This is a genomic window from Marinobacterium sedimentorum (genome assembly GCF_024267675.1).
In the GTDB taxonomy this organism is placed as follows: domain Bacteria; phylum Pseudomonadota; class Gammaproteobacteria; order Pseudomonadales; family Balneatricaceae; genus Marinobacterium_A; species Marinobacterium_A sedimentorum.
The window spans coordinates 1-14,271 of record NZ_JALDYX010000024.1 but is presented as its reverse complement, the minus strand read 5'-3'; the positions used below and the strand labels follow the sequence as shown (position 1 = coordinate 14,271).

The window sequence follows — 14,271 nt, the reverse complement described above, 5'->3', positions numbered from 1 at the left end:
GCGGACGCAACGCTCCCTGTATTGGGCGCCCGCTGGGTGCGTCGCCTATGCTGAGGCACAGGTTATAGGATCTTGGCAGCACGAACGCAAGGGGTCTGTGCGTTACAAAATGCTAAACCGCCCCGCCCACCTGCTCGAGCCAGTCGTTGAGGTTGTAGTAATTGCTGATGCGCGCCACCCTGGCATCGCGCAATTCGAAGAAGGCGCCAGCGGGCAGGCGGTAGGACTGGCCCTTGGCCTGTGGCAGGCCCTCATCATTGTTGAGGTAGCGCCCAAGTACGACAAATTCAGCCGCTGCACGCTGGCCATCAGCGCTCACCATGACCTCGATATCGACAAGCTGCTCTTCATAGCACTGATTCATGCGGGTCATGAAAGCTGCAAAAGCCTGCTTGCCGATTTCCCGTCCACCCTGGTTGATGTCGTGAATCACGTCATCGGTGAGCAGGTCCAGAAAGGCTGGCATGTCGCCTGCGTTGAAGGCCTGGTAATACTGTTTAACAAGCGTAAAGGCTGCGTCTCTCATGGGGGTTTCCATGGGCTTTATCCGGCATAGGTGTGAAGAGTTGGTGTGACGAATTCATCGTCAGATTTGCTTGATATGGCGTTCGTGCTGTTTATTACAGCAGGCAAGTACAGGCGGACACACTAACACGCACGCAAGAGAATCTTGCTGTGCCTGGGCGACACTTAAATGCCCGCCTGCGCAGCCAGGAGCAAGCAGGTTACATGCAGGTTGGCGCAGGGCGGTTGTCGTAGCTGCTGACAAGGAAGGGATGCACCTGTACCAGTTCACCGGATATATCGGACTGCACCACAAACACCTGATGACCCGGCGCCAGCTCAAGCTTTGCCAGCACTTCATACTGGGAGGCGGTTCTGAGCTGCTGCTCGCCACAGTCGTCCAGATCCGCTTCAAGCCGAATCAGGTCACCGACACTGATCTCATGCCAGATAAAACTGGTTTCAAGCAGCAGCTCGCTGGAACTTTCCATTTGTCGCATGGCAACTCCTTGCCGGGAGATACAGTCACAGTATGGACCCGAGTGCCGCGACCTGCGCGACCTTTATCAATGGCACAGACACTGAGGCTAGCAGCCTGTCGGAATTAACACTGATCTACTCGGCAACTGCTCCATGCGTTGCTCTACCTCCTGCGTCCATGCAGTCGTGCGGAAACGCCGATTTTGGCCATTTTCGTACTCTTTTTCGTTAAATAGAACCACTATTCGCCTTAAAAGAGTCCAAAAACTGACTCAAAACGGCCATTCCCTCGCTACGACCGGTCAAATCCGACAGGCTGCTAGGGATCAATCAGGCCGTGGCGCATGGCCAGATGCACTATTTCGCCATTGGCCTTGAGATCAAGCTTGCGCTTGATGTTGGAGCGATGGGCATGGATGGTTTTGGGGCTGAGAAAAACAGCTTCCGCGATCTGGGCTACCGAATGCCCGTCCGCAAGCATGATGAAAATCTGCAACTCACGGGAGCTCAGCTGGTTTACCGGTGAGCGATCTGTCGCCGAGTCGTCCAGCTGATCCTGAATAGACGGCGAAAAGTAGCGCTCGCCTGAATGCACTTTTACTACAGCTTCGATCAGCTCGGCCGGTGCACAGCGTTTGGTCAGGTAGCCTTTTACGCCGGCGCCAATCACCTGGCTGGGATAAGGCCGCGTTTCACAGCTGGACAGCACCAGCACACGAGCTCGGGAATCCTGCGCCAGAATGCGCCTGATGGCCTCCATGCCGCCGCTGATGGATGAGCTCTCCGGTGCGCCTGCCTGGCTTGGCATGGTGAGATCAAGCACTACTATATCGGGCTTTTTTGCACGGAACTGCTCAAAAGCCTCATAACCGCTGCTGGCACTGGCAATGATTCGAATACGCTCATCAGACTCCAGAATACGCTGGAAACCGTCGCGAACAACCGGATGGTCGTCGGCAAGCAGTACACGGATAGGGCCCATACATTTCCTTAAATTTTAACAATTTAACTACGTATACCTAAGGTAACACCTAGGGTAATACATCGCTAAGCAGGGTGCCTGCGTCAGGCGTCAATGCCTCAGCACCCCGGTAAGCTCCATAGGTCTCTATATCCAGTGCACAGGCCGAAGCGATAGCTTCAGGCTTGATCTGGGCTGGCAAAGCCACCAGTTCGTCGCTGTATCCGACCAACTGTATGCCCTCTTTCTGGCAGTGGCGCAATACCTTTTCCAGGGCCTTTATGACCGTGAGCTGACGGTCGTTCAGGCGATCCGGCACAGGCGCCTGATCGGAGCGTCGCCGGCTGGTGACCTGGCGTATTGCATAGCCGTCGGCATCCAGTAGTTGCAGCGTCACGCCGGACAGTTTTTCCTGTACCAGCGCATGTTTGGCGCTATTAAACAATATTTCCGTGCCGCAGCATACGGCATCCTCGACACCGCAGCGTCGCAGCGCATCCACGATAGTGGTGTAACTGGCATTATCTTCGAGTGTTATATCCATTTTTATACCCAGACAGCAGGATCAGAAATGAATCAGTGGGCGTGCGCACCAAGGCGCAATCCCCTTTTAATGTACCAGGCATTCAGCCGCGGGCCAGGGTACTGCTTTCGCGGCGCGCCAGTTCAAGCTCGAGCTGGTGGATCCGCTCCTGAAAGCCGCGTTCCTGCTCCTGCAACTGTCGGCGCAGCCTGGCATTTTCCTGCGCCAGACTGTCATTGCTGTTGTGCAGGCGCTTCCCATCCTCTTCCTGTATGCGCAGGCGTACACGCAAATCCAGCAACTGTTCAGTATCGGCGTTGCCTGAGCTGCGTTCAAGCAGCAGCGCCTGCTGCTTGAGCTGACGGGCCTGTTCTTCGTTGTCGGAGCCAAGCCGAATCAACCGCTCTTCCTGGCGCAGCCGTTCTGACTGGCTGGCATCCAGCTGCACTGCGAGCTGTTCGTTACGCTCCAGCAAGCGGGCATTCTGCTCCTGCAACAGACGTAGATCCGAAGTGACAGCCAGATCATCCTGGCGCACCCGTTCCAGACTTTCACGATGCTGCTGCTCAAGCTGCGTGCGCTGTTCAAGAAAACGCTGCTCGGCGTAGGCTAGTGCCTGATCCCAGAGTTTGCCGGCGCTCAGTAGCACGGCTTCCGGTACTTCAGGATGCTGGTTGCGCCGCGTAATGCGTTCACCCAGTGTTTGCCACCAGTCGCCCAGGGCCTTGTTGATTGTCGTCAGACTGCCGCTGCCGATCAGTTCGCGAACATTCTGCTGTGTCGGCCGCAGACCCTGCTCCAGCAGTTGATCCGCTGCCAGGAACACTTTCTGGCGTGTGTCGGAACCTGGTTTCATATTATTAATACACAATACGTATTTAAATTCAGGCATATCAATCGCAATCGGCACATCCTGGCCGCGCAATAGAGCCAATGAAAACAGCAGGATAACCTAAAGCAGCGACACCGTCGCCGGGAGATGACAAAAGAGGGAGTGGTAAGCGGGAAATAATGGAGGCTGGAGTCGGAATCGAACCGGCGTACACGGAGTTGCAGTCCGCTGCATGACCACTCTGCCATCCAGCCTCAAGGCGCTGCATAATACAGCAAAGCATTTCAGGGTCAACAGTGCGGCTGAAAAAGCCCGCTAACGGCCATTCAGCCTTGCCCTTTGACCTGCTGCTGCCTTGAATACAACAGTCTTGAATACAACAGCAAGAGTCGGAGTGACCTCAGCGCCTCACCCCGCTAGAGTGGCGGTTGAGAATCATATGGCGATCTGAGACGGGAATGGCAGCGTGAAGAGCCCAGAGCAGCAAGCACCACAACAGGCGCAGATAATATGTTCAGATCCGCGCTGGCGTGCGGTATTGAATCGGGATGGCAGCGCCGACGGTCGTTTTGTCTATGGTGTCGTCACTACCGGCATCTACTGCCGACCAAGCTGTCCGTCGCGTACCGCCCTGCCTGAAAATGTGCGCTTTCATGCGGATGCCAATGCGGCAGAGCGCGCAGGCTTCAGACCCTGCAAGCGCTGCCATCCGGATCAGGCTTCAGCACAGGAGCGTCAGCGCAATACCATAGCTGCGCTCTGTCGCATGATAGAAACCGCCCCACAGTTGCCAACTCTGGAAGAGCTTGCCGCCCGGGCGGGCCTTAGCTGCCATCACCTGCATCGCCTGTTCAAACAAGTTACCGGCCTTACACCGCGCCAGTATGCCAAGGCGCATCAGGCCCGGCGCCTGCGTGACGCGCTGGATCAGAGCGAAACCATCACCGACGCCTTCAATGCTGCCGGTTACGGCTCCAGCGGTCGGTTTTACGCAGAATCCACTCAGCTACTCGGCATGACACCCAGCAGTTATCGCGCCGGCGGCGACGCGGCCCGAATCCAGTTCGCCGTCGGTGACTGCTCCCTGGGTGCCATTCTGGTGGCTCAGAGCGATCTTGGCATCTGTGCCATTCTGCTGGGGGACGATCCCAGCGCCCTGCTGCAGGATCTGCAGCGTCGCTTCGCCAGGGCGCGCCTGGTACCGGGTGATTCTGACTATATGCAACTAGTCGCGCTTGTGGCGGGCTTTGTCGATAACCCCGCAGTAGCTATGGATCTGCCACTGGATATTCGCGGCACCGTTTTCCAGCAACGGGTCTGGCTGGCGCTGCGCGATATCCCACCGGGTGAAACACTGAGCTATGCGCAATTGGCCCAGCGTATCGGTTCACCCCGCGCTGTGCGTGCCGTTGCCGGCGCCTGTGCAGCCAACGCCATTGCGGTCGCAATTCCCTGCCACCGGGTGGTGCGCAGTGATGGTGGCCTCTCCGGCTATCGCTGGGGCATTGAACGCAAGCGTGCGCTGCTGGACAGCGAGCGCGGCGCTTGAAGCCTTTGGAGCCACTCGGGTCTTTTGCCGCCGTGACGCGTCTGCACTGTCGCATTGAGCTGCCGGCGGACTATCGCCTGGCAGATTTTCTGGCGTTTCATCGGCGCGACCCGCAGGAAGTTGCTGAGCGCGTGACGGCAGACAGCCTGACCAAGGGGCTGTGCTGGGCAAAGAGCGCAGCCTGCCTGAGTATAAGATTCAGGGACAATGCAGCCGAGGTGTGGCTCGATATCGACAGTGGCGCTGATCCGGCAGCGCCCAAGCCATCCCCATCCGCCGCCCAGCTTGAGCACAGAGCATGGCTGATGCTAGGCCTGACGCAATCAGTGGACGAGTTTGAGCAGCAGTATCGTGGACACTCCCAGCTTGGCGCGCTAATCCGCAGAGTGCCGGGCTTGCGCATACCGCTGGCGGCAAGCCCGTTTGAAGCCCTGAGCTGGGCCATTATCGGACAGCAAATCAGCGTGCAGGCGGCCATCAGTATCCGGCGTCGGCTAATACAGGCGGCAGGCCCGCAGCATTCAAGCGGCCTCTGGTGCTACCCCGATGCCCGGCAATTAAGCCGCCTGAGTGATGCAAGCCTGCGTGGCACGGGTTTGTCTGCGGGCAAGGTGCGCACATTCAGAGCGTTGTGCGAGGCGCTTGAGTCGGGCCTGCTGCAGCTGGATGCCGAAAGCTGCAATGCCGAACGGCTGGGGGCGCAGTTGTTGCAGCTCAAGGGTATAGGCCCCTGGACGGCCAACTATGCACTGATGCGCGGCTTCGGCTGGCTGGACGGGTCGCTGCATGGCGACGCGGCGGTGCGGCGTAGTCTGCAGAAACTGCTGGCGATGACGGACAAGCCTACAGAAAGACAGACGCAGGACTGGCTGGCGGACTTCAGCCCCTGGCAAGCGCTGGTGGCCGCCCACCTCTGGGCCTTCGATGCCGGGAGCCGCCCCTAGGAGGCTGTCCGACAACACTCAACCTACTGCGAACCACCTGAAAAACGTAAGGAATCGCATCTGCTGCTTGTCGAAAAAATCAGGGGTAAATAATGAGGCTGTATCTGTTGTAGCGCGGGGAAATAGACGTGCTGCAGAACCACTGTATATTCCGAATTATATTCCGAAATATTCCGAAGGCTGTTTTTAGTTGGTGAGTGCTTACGCTGGAGGGTGCATGGATACTGGTGCCCGGGACCGGAATCGAACCGGTACGCCCTTTCAGGCGAGGGATTTTAAGTCCCTTGTGTCTACCAATTTCACCACCCGGGCGAAAAATGGAGGCTGGAGTCGGAATCGAACCGGCGTACACGGAGTTGCAGTCCGCTGCATGACCACTCTGCCATCCAGCCTCGGATAGCGTCTTACAGGGCTCTTCGACATCTGAAGGGATCAGAATGTAAAGATTGGAGCGGGAAACGAGACTCGAACTCGCGACCCCGACCTTGGCAAGGTCGTGCTCTACCAACTGAGCTATTCCCGCCTGCTCTGTAAGTGGTGCGTATTATAGAGACCTGCGCTTTTGTGTCAACACCGAAGTACAAAATATTTTTCTTAAAGATTAAACACTTACAGATCATCGCCCAGCACAGGCCAGGCGGCCTTCAGGTAGAGCACCATTGACCAGAAAGTAAGCAGGCTGGCGCCATAGAGTGCCGCCACGCCAATCCAGGAAAGACTGGTGTAAGGCGTAAAGGCAACCAGCAGCAGGATGGCGACCATCTGCAACGTGGTTTTGATCTTGCCAAGGCCAGACACTGAAACGCTGGCGCGCTCACCCAGCTCGGCCATCCACTCCCGCAGCGCGGAAATAACGATTTCACGCCCGATGATTACCGCCGCGGGGATGGTGATCCAGACCTCGCTAAAGGTCTCTACCAGCACGACCAGCGCCACTGCGACCATCAGCTTGTCGGCCACAGGGTCCAGAAAGGCGCCAAAGGGGGATGACTGATTCAGCTTGCGGGCCAGATAGCCATCAAACCAGTCGGTCAGGGCTGCGACGCCAAAAATCACTGCGGCCGTCATTGGCGCCCAGGCCTGGGGCAGATAATAAAAGAACACGAATACCGGTATCAGCAGGATCCGCAGCAGAGTCAAAATATTTGGAATTTTCATGGAAAACAGCATACCTGCCAGTGGCTCTCCGGGGAGTCATGGATCTGGATGAAGTGCGAAATAGATATCTTCCGCGAGTTTGCGGCTTATGGTAGAGACTTTTGCAATTTCTTCAATACTCGCCCGCTCTATCTCCTGCAATCCGCCAAAATGACGCAGCAGCTCGCGCCGCCGTTTCGGGCCTATGCCGTCAATAGTTTCCAGGCGCGATGTTTTGCGCGCCTTGCCGCGCCTGGCACGGTGCCCTGTAATGGCAAACCGGTGCGCCTCATCCCGTATGTGCTGGATAAGATGCAGCGCCAGCGCATCGCCCGACAGGGTGATTTCTTCACCGCTTTCAGCCAGCACCAGGGTTTCGAGCCCTGCCCTTCGACTGGGCCCCTTGGCGACACCGACAATCAGTACTTCCGTGATCTGCAGCTCTTCGAGCACGGCGCGGGCCTGGCTGACCTGGCCCTTGCCGCCGTCAATCAGCAAAATATCCGGCAACTTGCCCTCGCCTTTCTTCAGGCGTGTATAGCGTCGCAGGAGGGCCTGGTGCATGGCGGCGTAATCATCACCGGGGGTAATGTCACTGATATTGAAGTGGCGATAGTCTGTTTTAAGCGGGCCGTTGTGATCAAACACCACGCAGGAGGCCACCGTCGCCTCGCCGGAGCTGTGGCTGATGTCGAAGCACTCGAGCCGCTGTGGAATGCTGTCCAGCTTGAGTGCGTCCTGCAGCGCAAGGAAGCGATTGTACATGTTCTGCTTGCTCGCCAGATGGCTGCTCAGCTGCTGCTCGGCGTTGGTCTGGGCCAGGCGTTGCCAGCCGGCCTTGTCACCCCGCACGCTATGCTGCAGCACAACCTTGCGACCACGGCGCTGGGTCAGCGCCTCCTGCAGGGCGTCCTGGTCCGTCAGCGCCTGTGGCAAGATGACCTGATCGGGAATTTCCCGACTGGCGCCCAGATACCACTGCGCCACGAAGGCCGACAACACATCAGCTTCGGAATCCTCGATCGACACCCGCGGATGAAACACCTTGCTGCCGATAATGCGCCCGCCTCGGACATAGAGCATATGGATACCAACGCCACCGGGTTTCAGCGCACAGCCAATGACATCGGCCTGGCCTTCAAAGCCACTGACGTATTGCTGCTCCTGCACCTGCTGCAGGTTGCTGAGCTGATCACGCAGCAGCACTGCCTGCTCGAAATTCAGCTGTGCAGCTGCTGCTTCCATCTGGCAGGCCAGTTCCTGCATCACCGCATTGCTCTTGCCCTCAAGAAACATGCTGGCATGGCGCAGGTCGTCAGCGTAGGCCGCCTCGCTGATCAGCCCGACACAGGGGCCGCTGCAGCGCTGAATCTGGTACTGCAGACAGGGGCGACTACGGTTGCGAAAGAAGCTGTCCTCACAGGGCCGGATGCGAAACAGTTTCTGCAGCAGGTTGAGGCTTTCGCGCACCGCCGTACCGCTGGGAAAGGGCCCGAAATAACTGCCCTTGGCGCGTCTTGCACCGCGATGAAAGCGAACCGCGGGATATTCGTCCCGATCAGAAATGAAGATATAGGGGTAAGATTTATCGTCGCGCAGCAGAATATTGTAGGGCGGGCGCTGCTCCTTGATCAGGTTTTGTTCCAGCAACAGGGCTTCGGTTTCACTGTTGGTGACCGTCACCTCCAGATGATGGATGCGTGCAACCAGCGCAGCGGTCTTGGGCGCCAGGCCCTTGCTGCGAAAGTAGCTGCTGACCCTTTTTTTCAGGTTCTTCGCCTTGCCGACATAAAGAATGTCGCCATTGAAGGCGTACATCTGGTAAACGCCGGGCCTGGACGTCAGGCGCGCCAGAAAGGCCTTGGCATCAAAGGCAGACTTGGCCTGATCGTCATCAGTGACAGGCTCAGTCGCGCCAGCTTCCGGGGCTTGCTGCACCGCGGGCTCAGTCGGCGCTATTGGCATGTGCAGCCTTGTTGGCAGCCATGTGCAGGTGAACCGCTTCCTTGTGGATTTGCTGCAGCTGCTCTCGGGTGTCGTCACTGATGCCCGCGCCGCGGGACAGGGACACTTCCAGGAAAACGCCGATCTCGGCAAAATGGTACAGTCGATTATCGAAGCTCTTGCCGCGCTTGAGCTTGCTCAGGGACAGCTGGGCACCGCTGACAAGGATGTAGTTGATGTCGGTATCGGACACCATCGGACGGCGATCCCGCGCACTGATCGGCATGGTTTTGTCGGAGCGTTTCTGTACAAACGTCATGGTGCGGACCTTTTGCAGCGCATTGTGGCGCAGAATGAGAATTGCGAAGCATGAATGGGAGCTACTTTAAGTGAGTTTATTGTACTTGTGAACCTGCCAGCGATAAGCAAAACGCAACAAAGGCTGCAAATACAGTTATTAAGCGAAGCCTGTGAGCTGCGCCGGGATTATCTGTGGGCCTGCTCGGCGCCCTCCCTGATGCGCGCGGCGGCGGCCTCGTTTGACAGCCTGCTGACTTGCCCCGCCACCACGACAGTACCACCAGGCGCCCCCTCGCGTCGTCGCCTGGGCCTGTACTATGAAGACCTTGTCGCAGCCTTGCTCAAGGATACTCTGGCACCAGAGCCAATACACCGCAATGTACAGTGCGTGCAGGGCGGCATTACCGCCGGCGAGTTCGACTTTCTCTATCGCAGCGCTGGCCAGTGGTTTCATCTTGAAACCGCGGTGAAGTTCTACCTCTGTTGCGGGGATGGCAGTGCGCTGAGCGACTTTGTCGGCCCGGGGCGGCGCGACCGGCTGGATATCAAGTGGCAGCGCCTGCAGCAGCATCAGCTTGCCCTCGCCTCCCATCCTGCAGGCAAAGCTACGCTGGATCGACTGGGCATCGAACTACCCCAACCCCGCCTGTTGATGCCGGGCTATCTGTTTTACCGCGCCGGGCAGAACAGGCTCAGTAGCGCATTGCACCCCGATATCAGTGCCGAGCACCTGCGCGGTTGGTGGTTGCCCCTCGGGGAGCTTGAGCGCCTGCATACGGGCACAGAGCACCGCTATGCCCTTGTGCCGAAACTTGGCTGGCTGCCCCCGGCGAGGCGAGAACATTCAGATACACTGAACTGGCGCGGTCTGCGTGCGCACTTGCTGCAACAGCCAGGGCCGATTCTGGTGGCTCAGCTGTCTCGCTTTAACCTGGAGGGCGCGCCCTGCTGGGGTGAAACAGGACGCGGCTTTGTAGTGCCAGATGACTGGGATCATCACCCGGTGCAGCTTAAATCGAGGGCGCGGGCTCAGCCAATAGGCTGAATCTTTGTTGTCAGCACTCGTATAAACAAAAAAATACCTAGTGTACTGTTGCACGCTATATGAAGATTATAACGGCCCCTTTTTCCGCCATCCTGCGTTGTTCGTTGTCGCCGTAGCCCCACTATGACTCCGCCTCACGCCTTGACTGGCGAAAAAATGAGCGCGTTCTAAAGCACCATCAAGAGTGCACCAGTACACTAGCCCATAACGGAAAAAGGACGCCGCAGCGTCCTTTTTGTTAGTCAGAGCCAGGCTCCGTCGATCAGTCTTCAGAGGCGGCCTTGGCCTTCTCCGGTGTTTCGTAGATCAGCAGCGGCTCGGATTCGCCCTCAATGACACCTTCGTCGATCACGACCTTGGTGACATTTTCCATCGACGGCAGCTGGTACATGGTTTCCAGCAATACCGCTTCCAGAATAGAGCGCAGACCACGGGCGCCGGTACGACGATCCAGTGCCTTGCGGGCAACGGCACGCAGCGCTTCCTTACGGAAATCGACCTCTGCACCTTCCATTTCGAACAGCGCCGCGTACTGCTTGGTCAGGCTGTTCTTGGGTTCGGTGAGAATGGTAATCAGCGCTTCTTCATCCAGCTCAGCCAGCACGGCTATCATTGGCAGACGTCCGACAAACTCGGGAATCAGACCAAATTTAACCAGATCCTCAGCCTCGACACCGGCCAGAATCTTGCTCATGGATTTGCCGTCTTCCTTGCCCTTCACGCTGGCACTAAAGCCAATCGAGCTCTTTTCAGAGCGGGCGCGGATGATCTGCTCCATGCCGGCAAAGGCGCCGCCACAGATAAACAGGATGTTGGATGTATCAACCTGCAGGAATTCCTGCTGCGGATGCTTGCGTCCACCCTGGGGCGGAACCGAGGCAACCGTACCTTCGATCAGCTTCAGCAGCGCCTGCTGTACGCCCTCACCCGACACATCGCGGGTAATGGACGGGTTGTCAGACTTGCGTGAAATCTTGTCGATTTCGTCGATATACACAATACCCAGCTGCGCCTTTTCGACGTCGTAGTCGCATTTCTGCAGCAGCTTCTGGATGATGTTTTCGACGTCTTCACCGACGTAGCCTGCTTCAGTCAGCGTTGTTGCATCTGCGATGGTGAAGGGTACGTTAAGCATGCGCGCGAGCGTCTGGGCCAGCAGCGTTTTACCGCTGCCCGTGGGGCCGATCAGAAGAATGTTGCTCTTGCCAAGCTCCACCCCCTGTTCGCGACGCTCCTTGAAGCGCAGACGCTTGTAGTGGTTGTACACGGCAACGGACAGAACCTTCTTGGCCTGCTCCTGACCGATAACGTACTCATCCAGCGTCTTCTTGATCTCAGCGGGAATCGGCAGGCGATCGCTCTGCTCCTGACTCTCGATTTCCTGGATCTCTTCTCGAATAATGTCGTTGCACAGATCGACACATTCATCGCAGATAAATACGGAAGGGCCGGCAATAAGCTTGCGCACTTCGTCCTGGCTTTTGCCACAGAACGAACAGAACAGCTTGCTGCCTTCTCCGCCTTTACCTTTAATCTCGTCGGACATTCGACTACCTCAACAGTGCGATCGCGTAAGCCTTATTGATAATGGCATCGCCAGGTAATTTCAACCCGGCATGCCAATTATAATGCGGTGCTTACGTGATCAGCCTTCGATTACGCGGCGATCCAGTACTTCATCAATGAGGCCGTATGCCTTGGCCGCATGGGGATCCATGAAGTTGTCACGATCGGTATCACGTGCAAGTGTTTCCAGATCCTGGCCGGTATGGAAGGCCAGAATTTCATTCAGTTTCTGACGGATCGACAGAATTTCACGGGTGTGAATCTCAATGTCGGTCGCCTGACCCTGGTAGCCGCCAAGCGGCTGGTGAATCATCACGCGGGAGTTAGGCAGCGCAAAACGCTTGCCTTCAGCGCCGCCGGCCAGCAGGAATGCACCCATGCTCGCCGCCTGACCGATACACATGGTGCTGACATCAGGCTTGATGAACCTCATGGTATCGTAAATCGCCAGACCCGCGGTAACGGAACCACCGGGCGAGTTGATGTAAAGGTGAATATCCTTTTCCGGGTTTTCTGCTTCAAGGAACAGCAGCTGCGCAACAATCAGGTTGGCCATATGGTCTTCGACCTGGCCGACCATGAAAATCACGCGCTCCTTCAGCAGCCGCGAGTAGATATCGTAGGCCCTTTCTCCGCGCGCAGTCTGTTCGACTACCATCGGTACCAGACTGGAGCTGATTCCGGCTCCCGCCTGCCCTGTAAAGATATCTGACATGCAAATCTCTCCTTAGCCTTATAAGCGAAAAAAACGACAGTCAGCATGAGCCAACTGTCGTTTTTCCATGACTCGTTAGAGCGTCGCTGCAGCAGCCTTATTCAGCTGCGGCTTCTTCCGCCGCTTCAGCTTCTTGCTGAGCCGGCTTGATCGCGTCTTCGTAGCTGACTTCAACTTCCACGACTGTAGCAGATGCGAGCAGCTGTTCAACCACCTGATCTTCCATCGCCAGGCTCTGGATCTGGTTCAGCATTTCCTTGTTGCTGTAGTACCAGTCGATAACCTGCTGCGGCTCCTGATAGGTCTGAGCCTGCTCTTCAACCATGGAGCGAACGCGGGCTTCATCAACTTTCAGTTCGTTGGCCTTGATGACTTCCTGCACCAGCAGACCAATGGCAACACGACGCTTGGCCTGTTCTTCGAACAGTTCCTTGGGCAGCATGTTGGGGTCGAGGTTGGCATTGCCGCCGCCGAACTGCTGTACCGCCTGCTTGCGCAGGTTGTCGATTTCACTGTCAACCAGCGGGCTCGGTACGTCAATGGCATTAAGCTTGATCAGCTTGCCGAAAAGCTGCTCTTTGAGCTTCATTTTCAGCGCCTGCTTCAGTTCGCGATCCATATTGTTGCGAACTTCAACCTGGAACTCTTCCAGCGTCTTGCCTTCCAGACCGAACTTGACGAAGAACTCTTCGTTCAGTTCCGGTAGTGAAGAGGCAGATACGCTCTGAACCTTGACCTTGAACAGGGCTTCTTTGCCCTGCAGGTTTTCGGACTGGTAATCCGCCGGGAAGGTTACGTTCAGTTCCTTGTCGTCGCCGGCAACGGCGCCAACCAGGCCTGTTTCGAAACCCGGAATCATGGTGTTGGAACCCAGCACCAGATCCATGCCTGCGCCTTTGCCGCCATCGAAGGCTTCGCCATCGATAAAGCCTTCAAAGTCGATCTTGACGCGATCACCGTCTTCAGCTGCGCGCTCAACAACAGCCCACTCAGCCTGCTGCTTGCGCAGGGTGTCGATCATTTTTTCAAGATCGGCATCGGTAACGCTGGCATTCAGCTTCTTGATTTCTGCCGCGGCGAAGTCAACCAGGGTGATTTCCGGATAAACTTCAAAGGTCGCGGTGAATTCAAAGTCTTCACCCGCCTTGTCTTTCTTGAACTCAATGTTCGGGCCGCCGGCGGGCTGCAATTTTTCCTGCTGCGCCGCTTCGTAGAAGCTCTGCTGGACCACTTCACCCAGGACTTCCTGGCGAATGCCGGCACCGTAGCGCTTCTGAACTATTTTGACCGGCACCTTGCCCGGACGAAAGCCATCGATACGCACACGACGCGCAGTATCCTGCACACGGGTAGCTACATCATTATCGATACGCTCGGCCGGAACAGTGATCGTCATCTGACGCTCGAGGCCCGAAGTCGCTTCAACAGAAACTTGCATGGAATTCCTCACAAAACTTGCAGCATTTTTTAATCGCGATCTGCGGACGAATCCGTCCCCAATAACACCCGCTTGGCGGTAAACTCACTTCCGACCTGGCACGGATGCCGCAGAACCTAAATTCTAAAGCGCGAAATTCTGTGCCAGTTACCCCGAATAGTCAAGCGGAATACCATTAAAGACAGCAGAGTTCGCCACTAGGAAACGATCATAAAGGAATTTCGTCTTCAATCAAGAAAAACGAATAAAAACAGATGGATACAGAGAAAATAGCAAGAAATGGGGTGGACGATGGGGCTTGAACCCACGACCACCGGAATCACAATCCGGGGC

General features: G+C 56.8%; 14 protein-coding genes and 4 tRNA genes. 3 read left to right on the top strand and 15 right to left on the bottom strand.

Annotated elements, in window-relative coordinates:
* Window positions 1-112 precede the first annotated feature (112 nt).
* The 6 genes from MRS74_RS17245 to MRS74_RS17220 form a co-directional block, all read right to left on the bottom strand.
* Window positions 113-538 (bottom strand): ketosteroid isomerase-related protein, encoded by a 426-nt coding sequence (locus MRS74_RS17245; RefSeq protein WP_254581514.1) that lies wholly within the window; start codon window positions 536-538, stop codon window positions 113-115.
* A 187-nt stretch (window positions 539-725) separates the two neighbouring features.
* Entirely contained in the window at window positions 726-1,004 is a 279-nt protein-coding gene (locus MRS74_RS17240) for a hypothetical protein (protein WP_254581513.1), read from the bottom strand.
* Window positions 1,005-1,303: 299 nt separating this feature from the next.
* The gene (locus MRS74_RS17235; protein WP_254581512.1) at window positions 1,304-1,966 is read right to left on the bottom strand and encodes a response regulator; all 663 of its coding nucleotides are present in this window, start codon (window positions 1,964-1,966) and stop codon (window positions 1,304-1,306) included.
* A gap of 49 nt (window positions 1,967-2,015) precedes the next feature.
* Window positions 2,016-2,489: a response regulator gene (locus MRS74_RS17230; RefSeq protein ID WP_254581511.1), complete on the bottom strand. Its 474-nt coding sequence runs from the start codon at window positions 2,487-2,489 to the stop codon at window positions 2,016-2,018.
* Window positions 2,490-2,571: 82 nt separating this feature from the next.
* Window positions 2,572-3,324 carry a DNA-binding protein gene (locus MRS74_RS17225; RefSeq protein ID WP_254581510.1) on the bottom strand — a complete coding sequence of 251 codons (753 nt, stop codon included), beginning with the start codon at window positions 3,322-3,324 and terminating at the stop codon, window positions 2,572-2,574.
* A gap of 156 nt (window positions 3,325-3,480) precedes the next feature.
* A tRNA-Cys gene (locus MRS74_RS17220) sits at window positions 3,481-3,554 on the bottom strand.
* Between the two features lie 212 nt (window positions 3,555-3,766).
* Here MRS74_RS17220 and ada point away from each other — a divergent pair.
* Complete coding sequence (gene ada, locus MRS74_RS17215) at window positions 3,767-4,849, top strand: bifunctional DNA-binding transcriptional regulator/O6-methylguanine-DNA methyltransferase Ada (protein WP_254581509.1); 1,083 nt, start codon at window positions 3,767-3,769, stop codon at window positions 4,847-4,849.
* Window positions 4,846-5,793: a DNA-3-methyladenine glycosylase 2 gene (locus MRS74_RS17210; RefSeq protein WP_254581508.1), complete on the top strand. Its 948-nt coding sequence runs from the start codon at window positions 4,846-4,848 to the stop codon at window positions 5,791-5,793. Before ada ends, MRS74_RS17210 begins: the two co-directional genes overlap by 4 nt.
* A gap of 225 nt (window positions 5,794-6,018) precedes the next feature.
* Here the strand turns inward: MRS74_RS17210 and MRS74_RS17205 are convergent.
* The 6 genes from MRS74_RS17205 to MRS74_RS17180 form a co-directional block, all read right to left on the bottom strand.
* Window positions 6,019-6,105: transfer RNA gene (locus MRS74_RS17205), tRNA-Leu, on the bottom strand.
* Window positions 6,106-6,111: 6 nt separating this feature from the next.
* Window positions 6,112-6,185 (bottom strand) — tRNA-Cys (locus MRS74_RS17200).
* 55 nt (window positions 6,186-6,240) lie between these two features.
* Window positions 6,241-6,316 (bottom strand) — tRNA-Gly (locus MRS74_RS17195).
* A gap of 86 nt (window positions 6,317-6,402) precedes the next feature.
* Window positions 6,403-6,951 carry a CDP-diacylglycerol--glycerol-3-phosphate 3-phosphatidyltransferase gene (pgsA, locus tag MRS74_RS17190; protein WP_254581507.1) on the bottom strand — a complete coding sequence of 183 codons (549 nt, stop codon included), beginning with the start codon at window positions 6,949-6,951 and terminating at the stop codon, window positions 6,403-6,405.
* Window positions 6,952-6,987: 36 nt separating this feature from the next.
* Complete coding sequence (gene uvrC / locus MRS74_RS17185; protein ID WP_256557990.1) at window positions 6,988-8,895, bottom strand: excinuclease ABC subunit UvrC; 1,908 nt, start codon at window positions 8,893-8,895, stop codon at window positions 6,988-6,990.
* Window positions 8,876-9,193, bottom strand: a complete 318-nt coding sequence (locus tag MRS74_RS17180; protein ID WP_254581506.1) for an excinuclease ABC subunit C — start codon at window positions 9,191-9,193, stop codon at window positions 8,876-8,878. The genes uvrC and MRS74_RS17180 overlap by 20 nt, the downstream gene beginning before the upstream one ends.
* A 54-nt stretch (window positions 9,194-9,247) precedes the next feature.
* On the opposite strand from MRS74_RS17180, the gene MRS74_RS17175 reads away from it, so the two are divergent.
* Window positions 9,248-10,219: a DUF1853 family protein gene (locus tag MRS74_RS17175; RefSeq protein ID WP_254581505.1), complete on the top strand. Its 972-nt coding sequence runs from the start codon at window positions 9,248-9,250 to the stop codon at window positions 10,217-10,219.
* 262 nt (window positions 10,220-10,481) lie between these two features.
* Here the strand turns inward: MRS74_RS17175 and clpX are convergent, their stop codons facing one another.
* The 3 genes from clpX to tig all read right to left on the bottom strand — a co-directional run bounded on the left by clpX (window position 10,482) and on the right by tig (window position 13,938).
* Window positions 10,482-11,765: an ATP-dependent Clp protease ATP-binding subunit ClpX gene (gene clpX / locus MRS74_RS17170; RefSeq protein WP_067382179.1), complete on the bottom strand. Its 1,284-nt coding sequence runs from the start codon at window positions 11,763-11,765 to the stop codon at window positions 10,482-10,484.
* A gap of 99 nt (window positions 11,766-11,864) precedes the next feature.
* Window positions 11,865-12,500: an ATP-dependent Clp endopeptidase proteolytic subunit ClpP gene (gene clpP, locus MRS74_RS17165; protein WP_020681372.1), complete on the bottom strand. Its 636-nt coding sequence runs from the start codon at window positions 12,498-12,500 to the stop codon at window positions 11,865-11,867.
* Window positions 12,501-12,597: 97 nt separating this feature from the next.
* Entirely contained in the window at window positions 12,598-13,938 is a 1,341-nt protein-coding gene (tig, locus tag MRS74_RS17160; protein ID WP_254581504.1) for a trigger factor, read from the bottom strand.
* Window positions 13,939-14,271 lie beyond the last annotated feature (333 nt).

Excerpts from the sequence above, each read along its gene's own strand:
- MRS74_RS17245 (WP_254581514.1), bottom strand. The coding sequence starts at position 538 with ATGGAAACCCCCATGAGAGACGCAGCCTTTACGCTTGTTAAACAGTAT.
- MRS74_RS17240 (WP_254581513.1), bottom strand. The coding sequence starts at position 1,004 with ATGCGACAAATGGAAAGTTCCAGCGAGCTGCTGCTTGAAACCAGTTTT.
- MRS74_RS17235 (WP_254581512.1), bottom strand. The coding sequence starts at position 1,966 with ATGGGCCCTATCCGTGTACTGCTTGCCGACGACCATCCGGTTGTTCGC.
- MRS74_RS17230 (WP_254581511.1), bottom strand. The coding sequence starts at position 2,489 with ATGGATATAACACTCGAAGATAATGCCAGTTACACCACTATCGTGGAT.
- MRS74_RS17225 (WP_254581510.1), bottom strand. The coding sequence starts at position 3,324 with ATGAAACCAGGTTCCGACACACGCCAGAAAGTGTTCCTGGCAGCGGAT.
- pgsA (WP_254581507.1), bottom strand. The coding sequence starts at position 6,951 with ATGAAAATTCCAAATATTTTGACTCTGCTGCGGATCCTGCTGATACCG.
- uvrC (WP_256557990.1), bottom strand. The coding sequence starts at position 8,895 with ATGCCAATAGCGCCGACTGAGCCCGCGGTGCAGCAAGCCCCGGAAGCT.
- MRS74_RS17180 (WP_254581506.1), bottom strand. The coding sequence starts at position 9,193 with ATGACGTTTGTACAGAAACGCTCCGACAAAACCATGCCGATCAGTGCG.
- MRS74_RS17175 (WP_254581505.1), top strand. The coding sequence starts at position 9,248 with ATGGGAGCTACTTTAAGTGAGTTTATTGTACTTGTGAACCTGCCAGCG.
- clpX (WP_067382179.1), bottom strand. The coding sequence starts at position 11,765 with ATGTCCGACGAGATTAAAGGTAAAGGCGGAGAAGGCAGCAAGCTGTTC.
- clpP (WP_020681372.1), bottom strand. The coding sequence starts at position 12,500 with ATGTCAGATATCTTTACAGGGCAGGCGGGAGCCGGAATCAGCTCCAGT.
- tig (WP_254581504.1), bottom strand. The coding sequence starts at position 13,938 with ATGCAAGTTTCTGTTGAAGCGACTTCGGGCCTCGAGCGTCAGATGACG.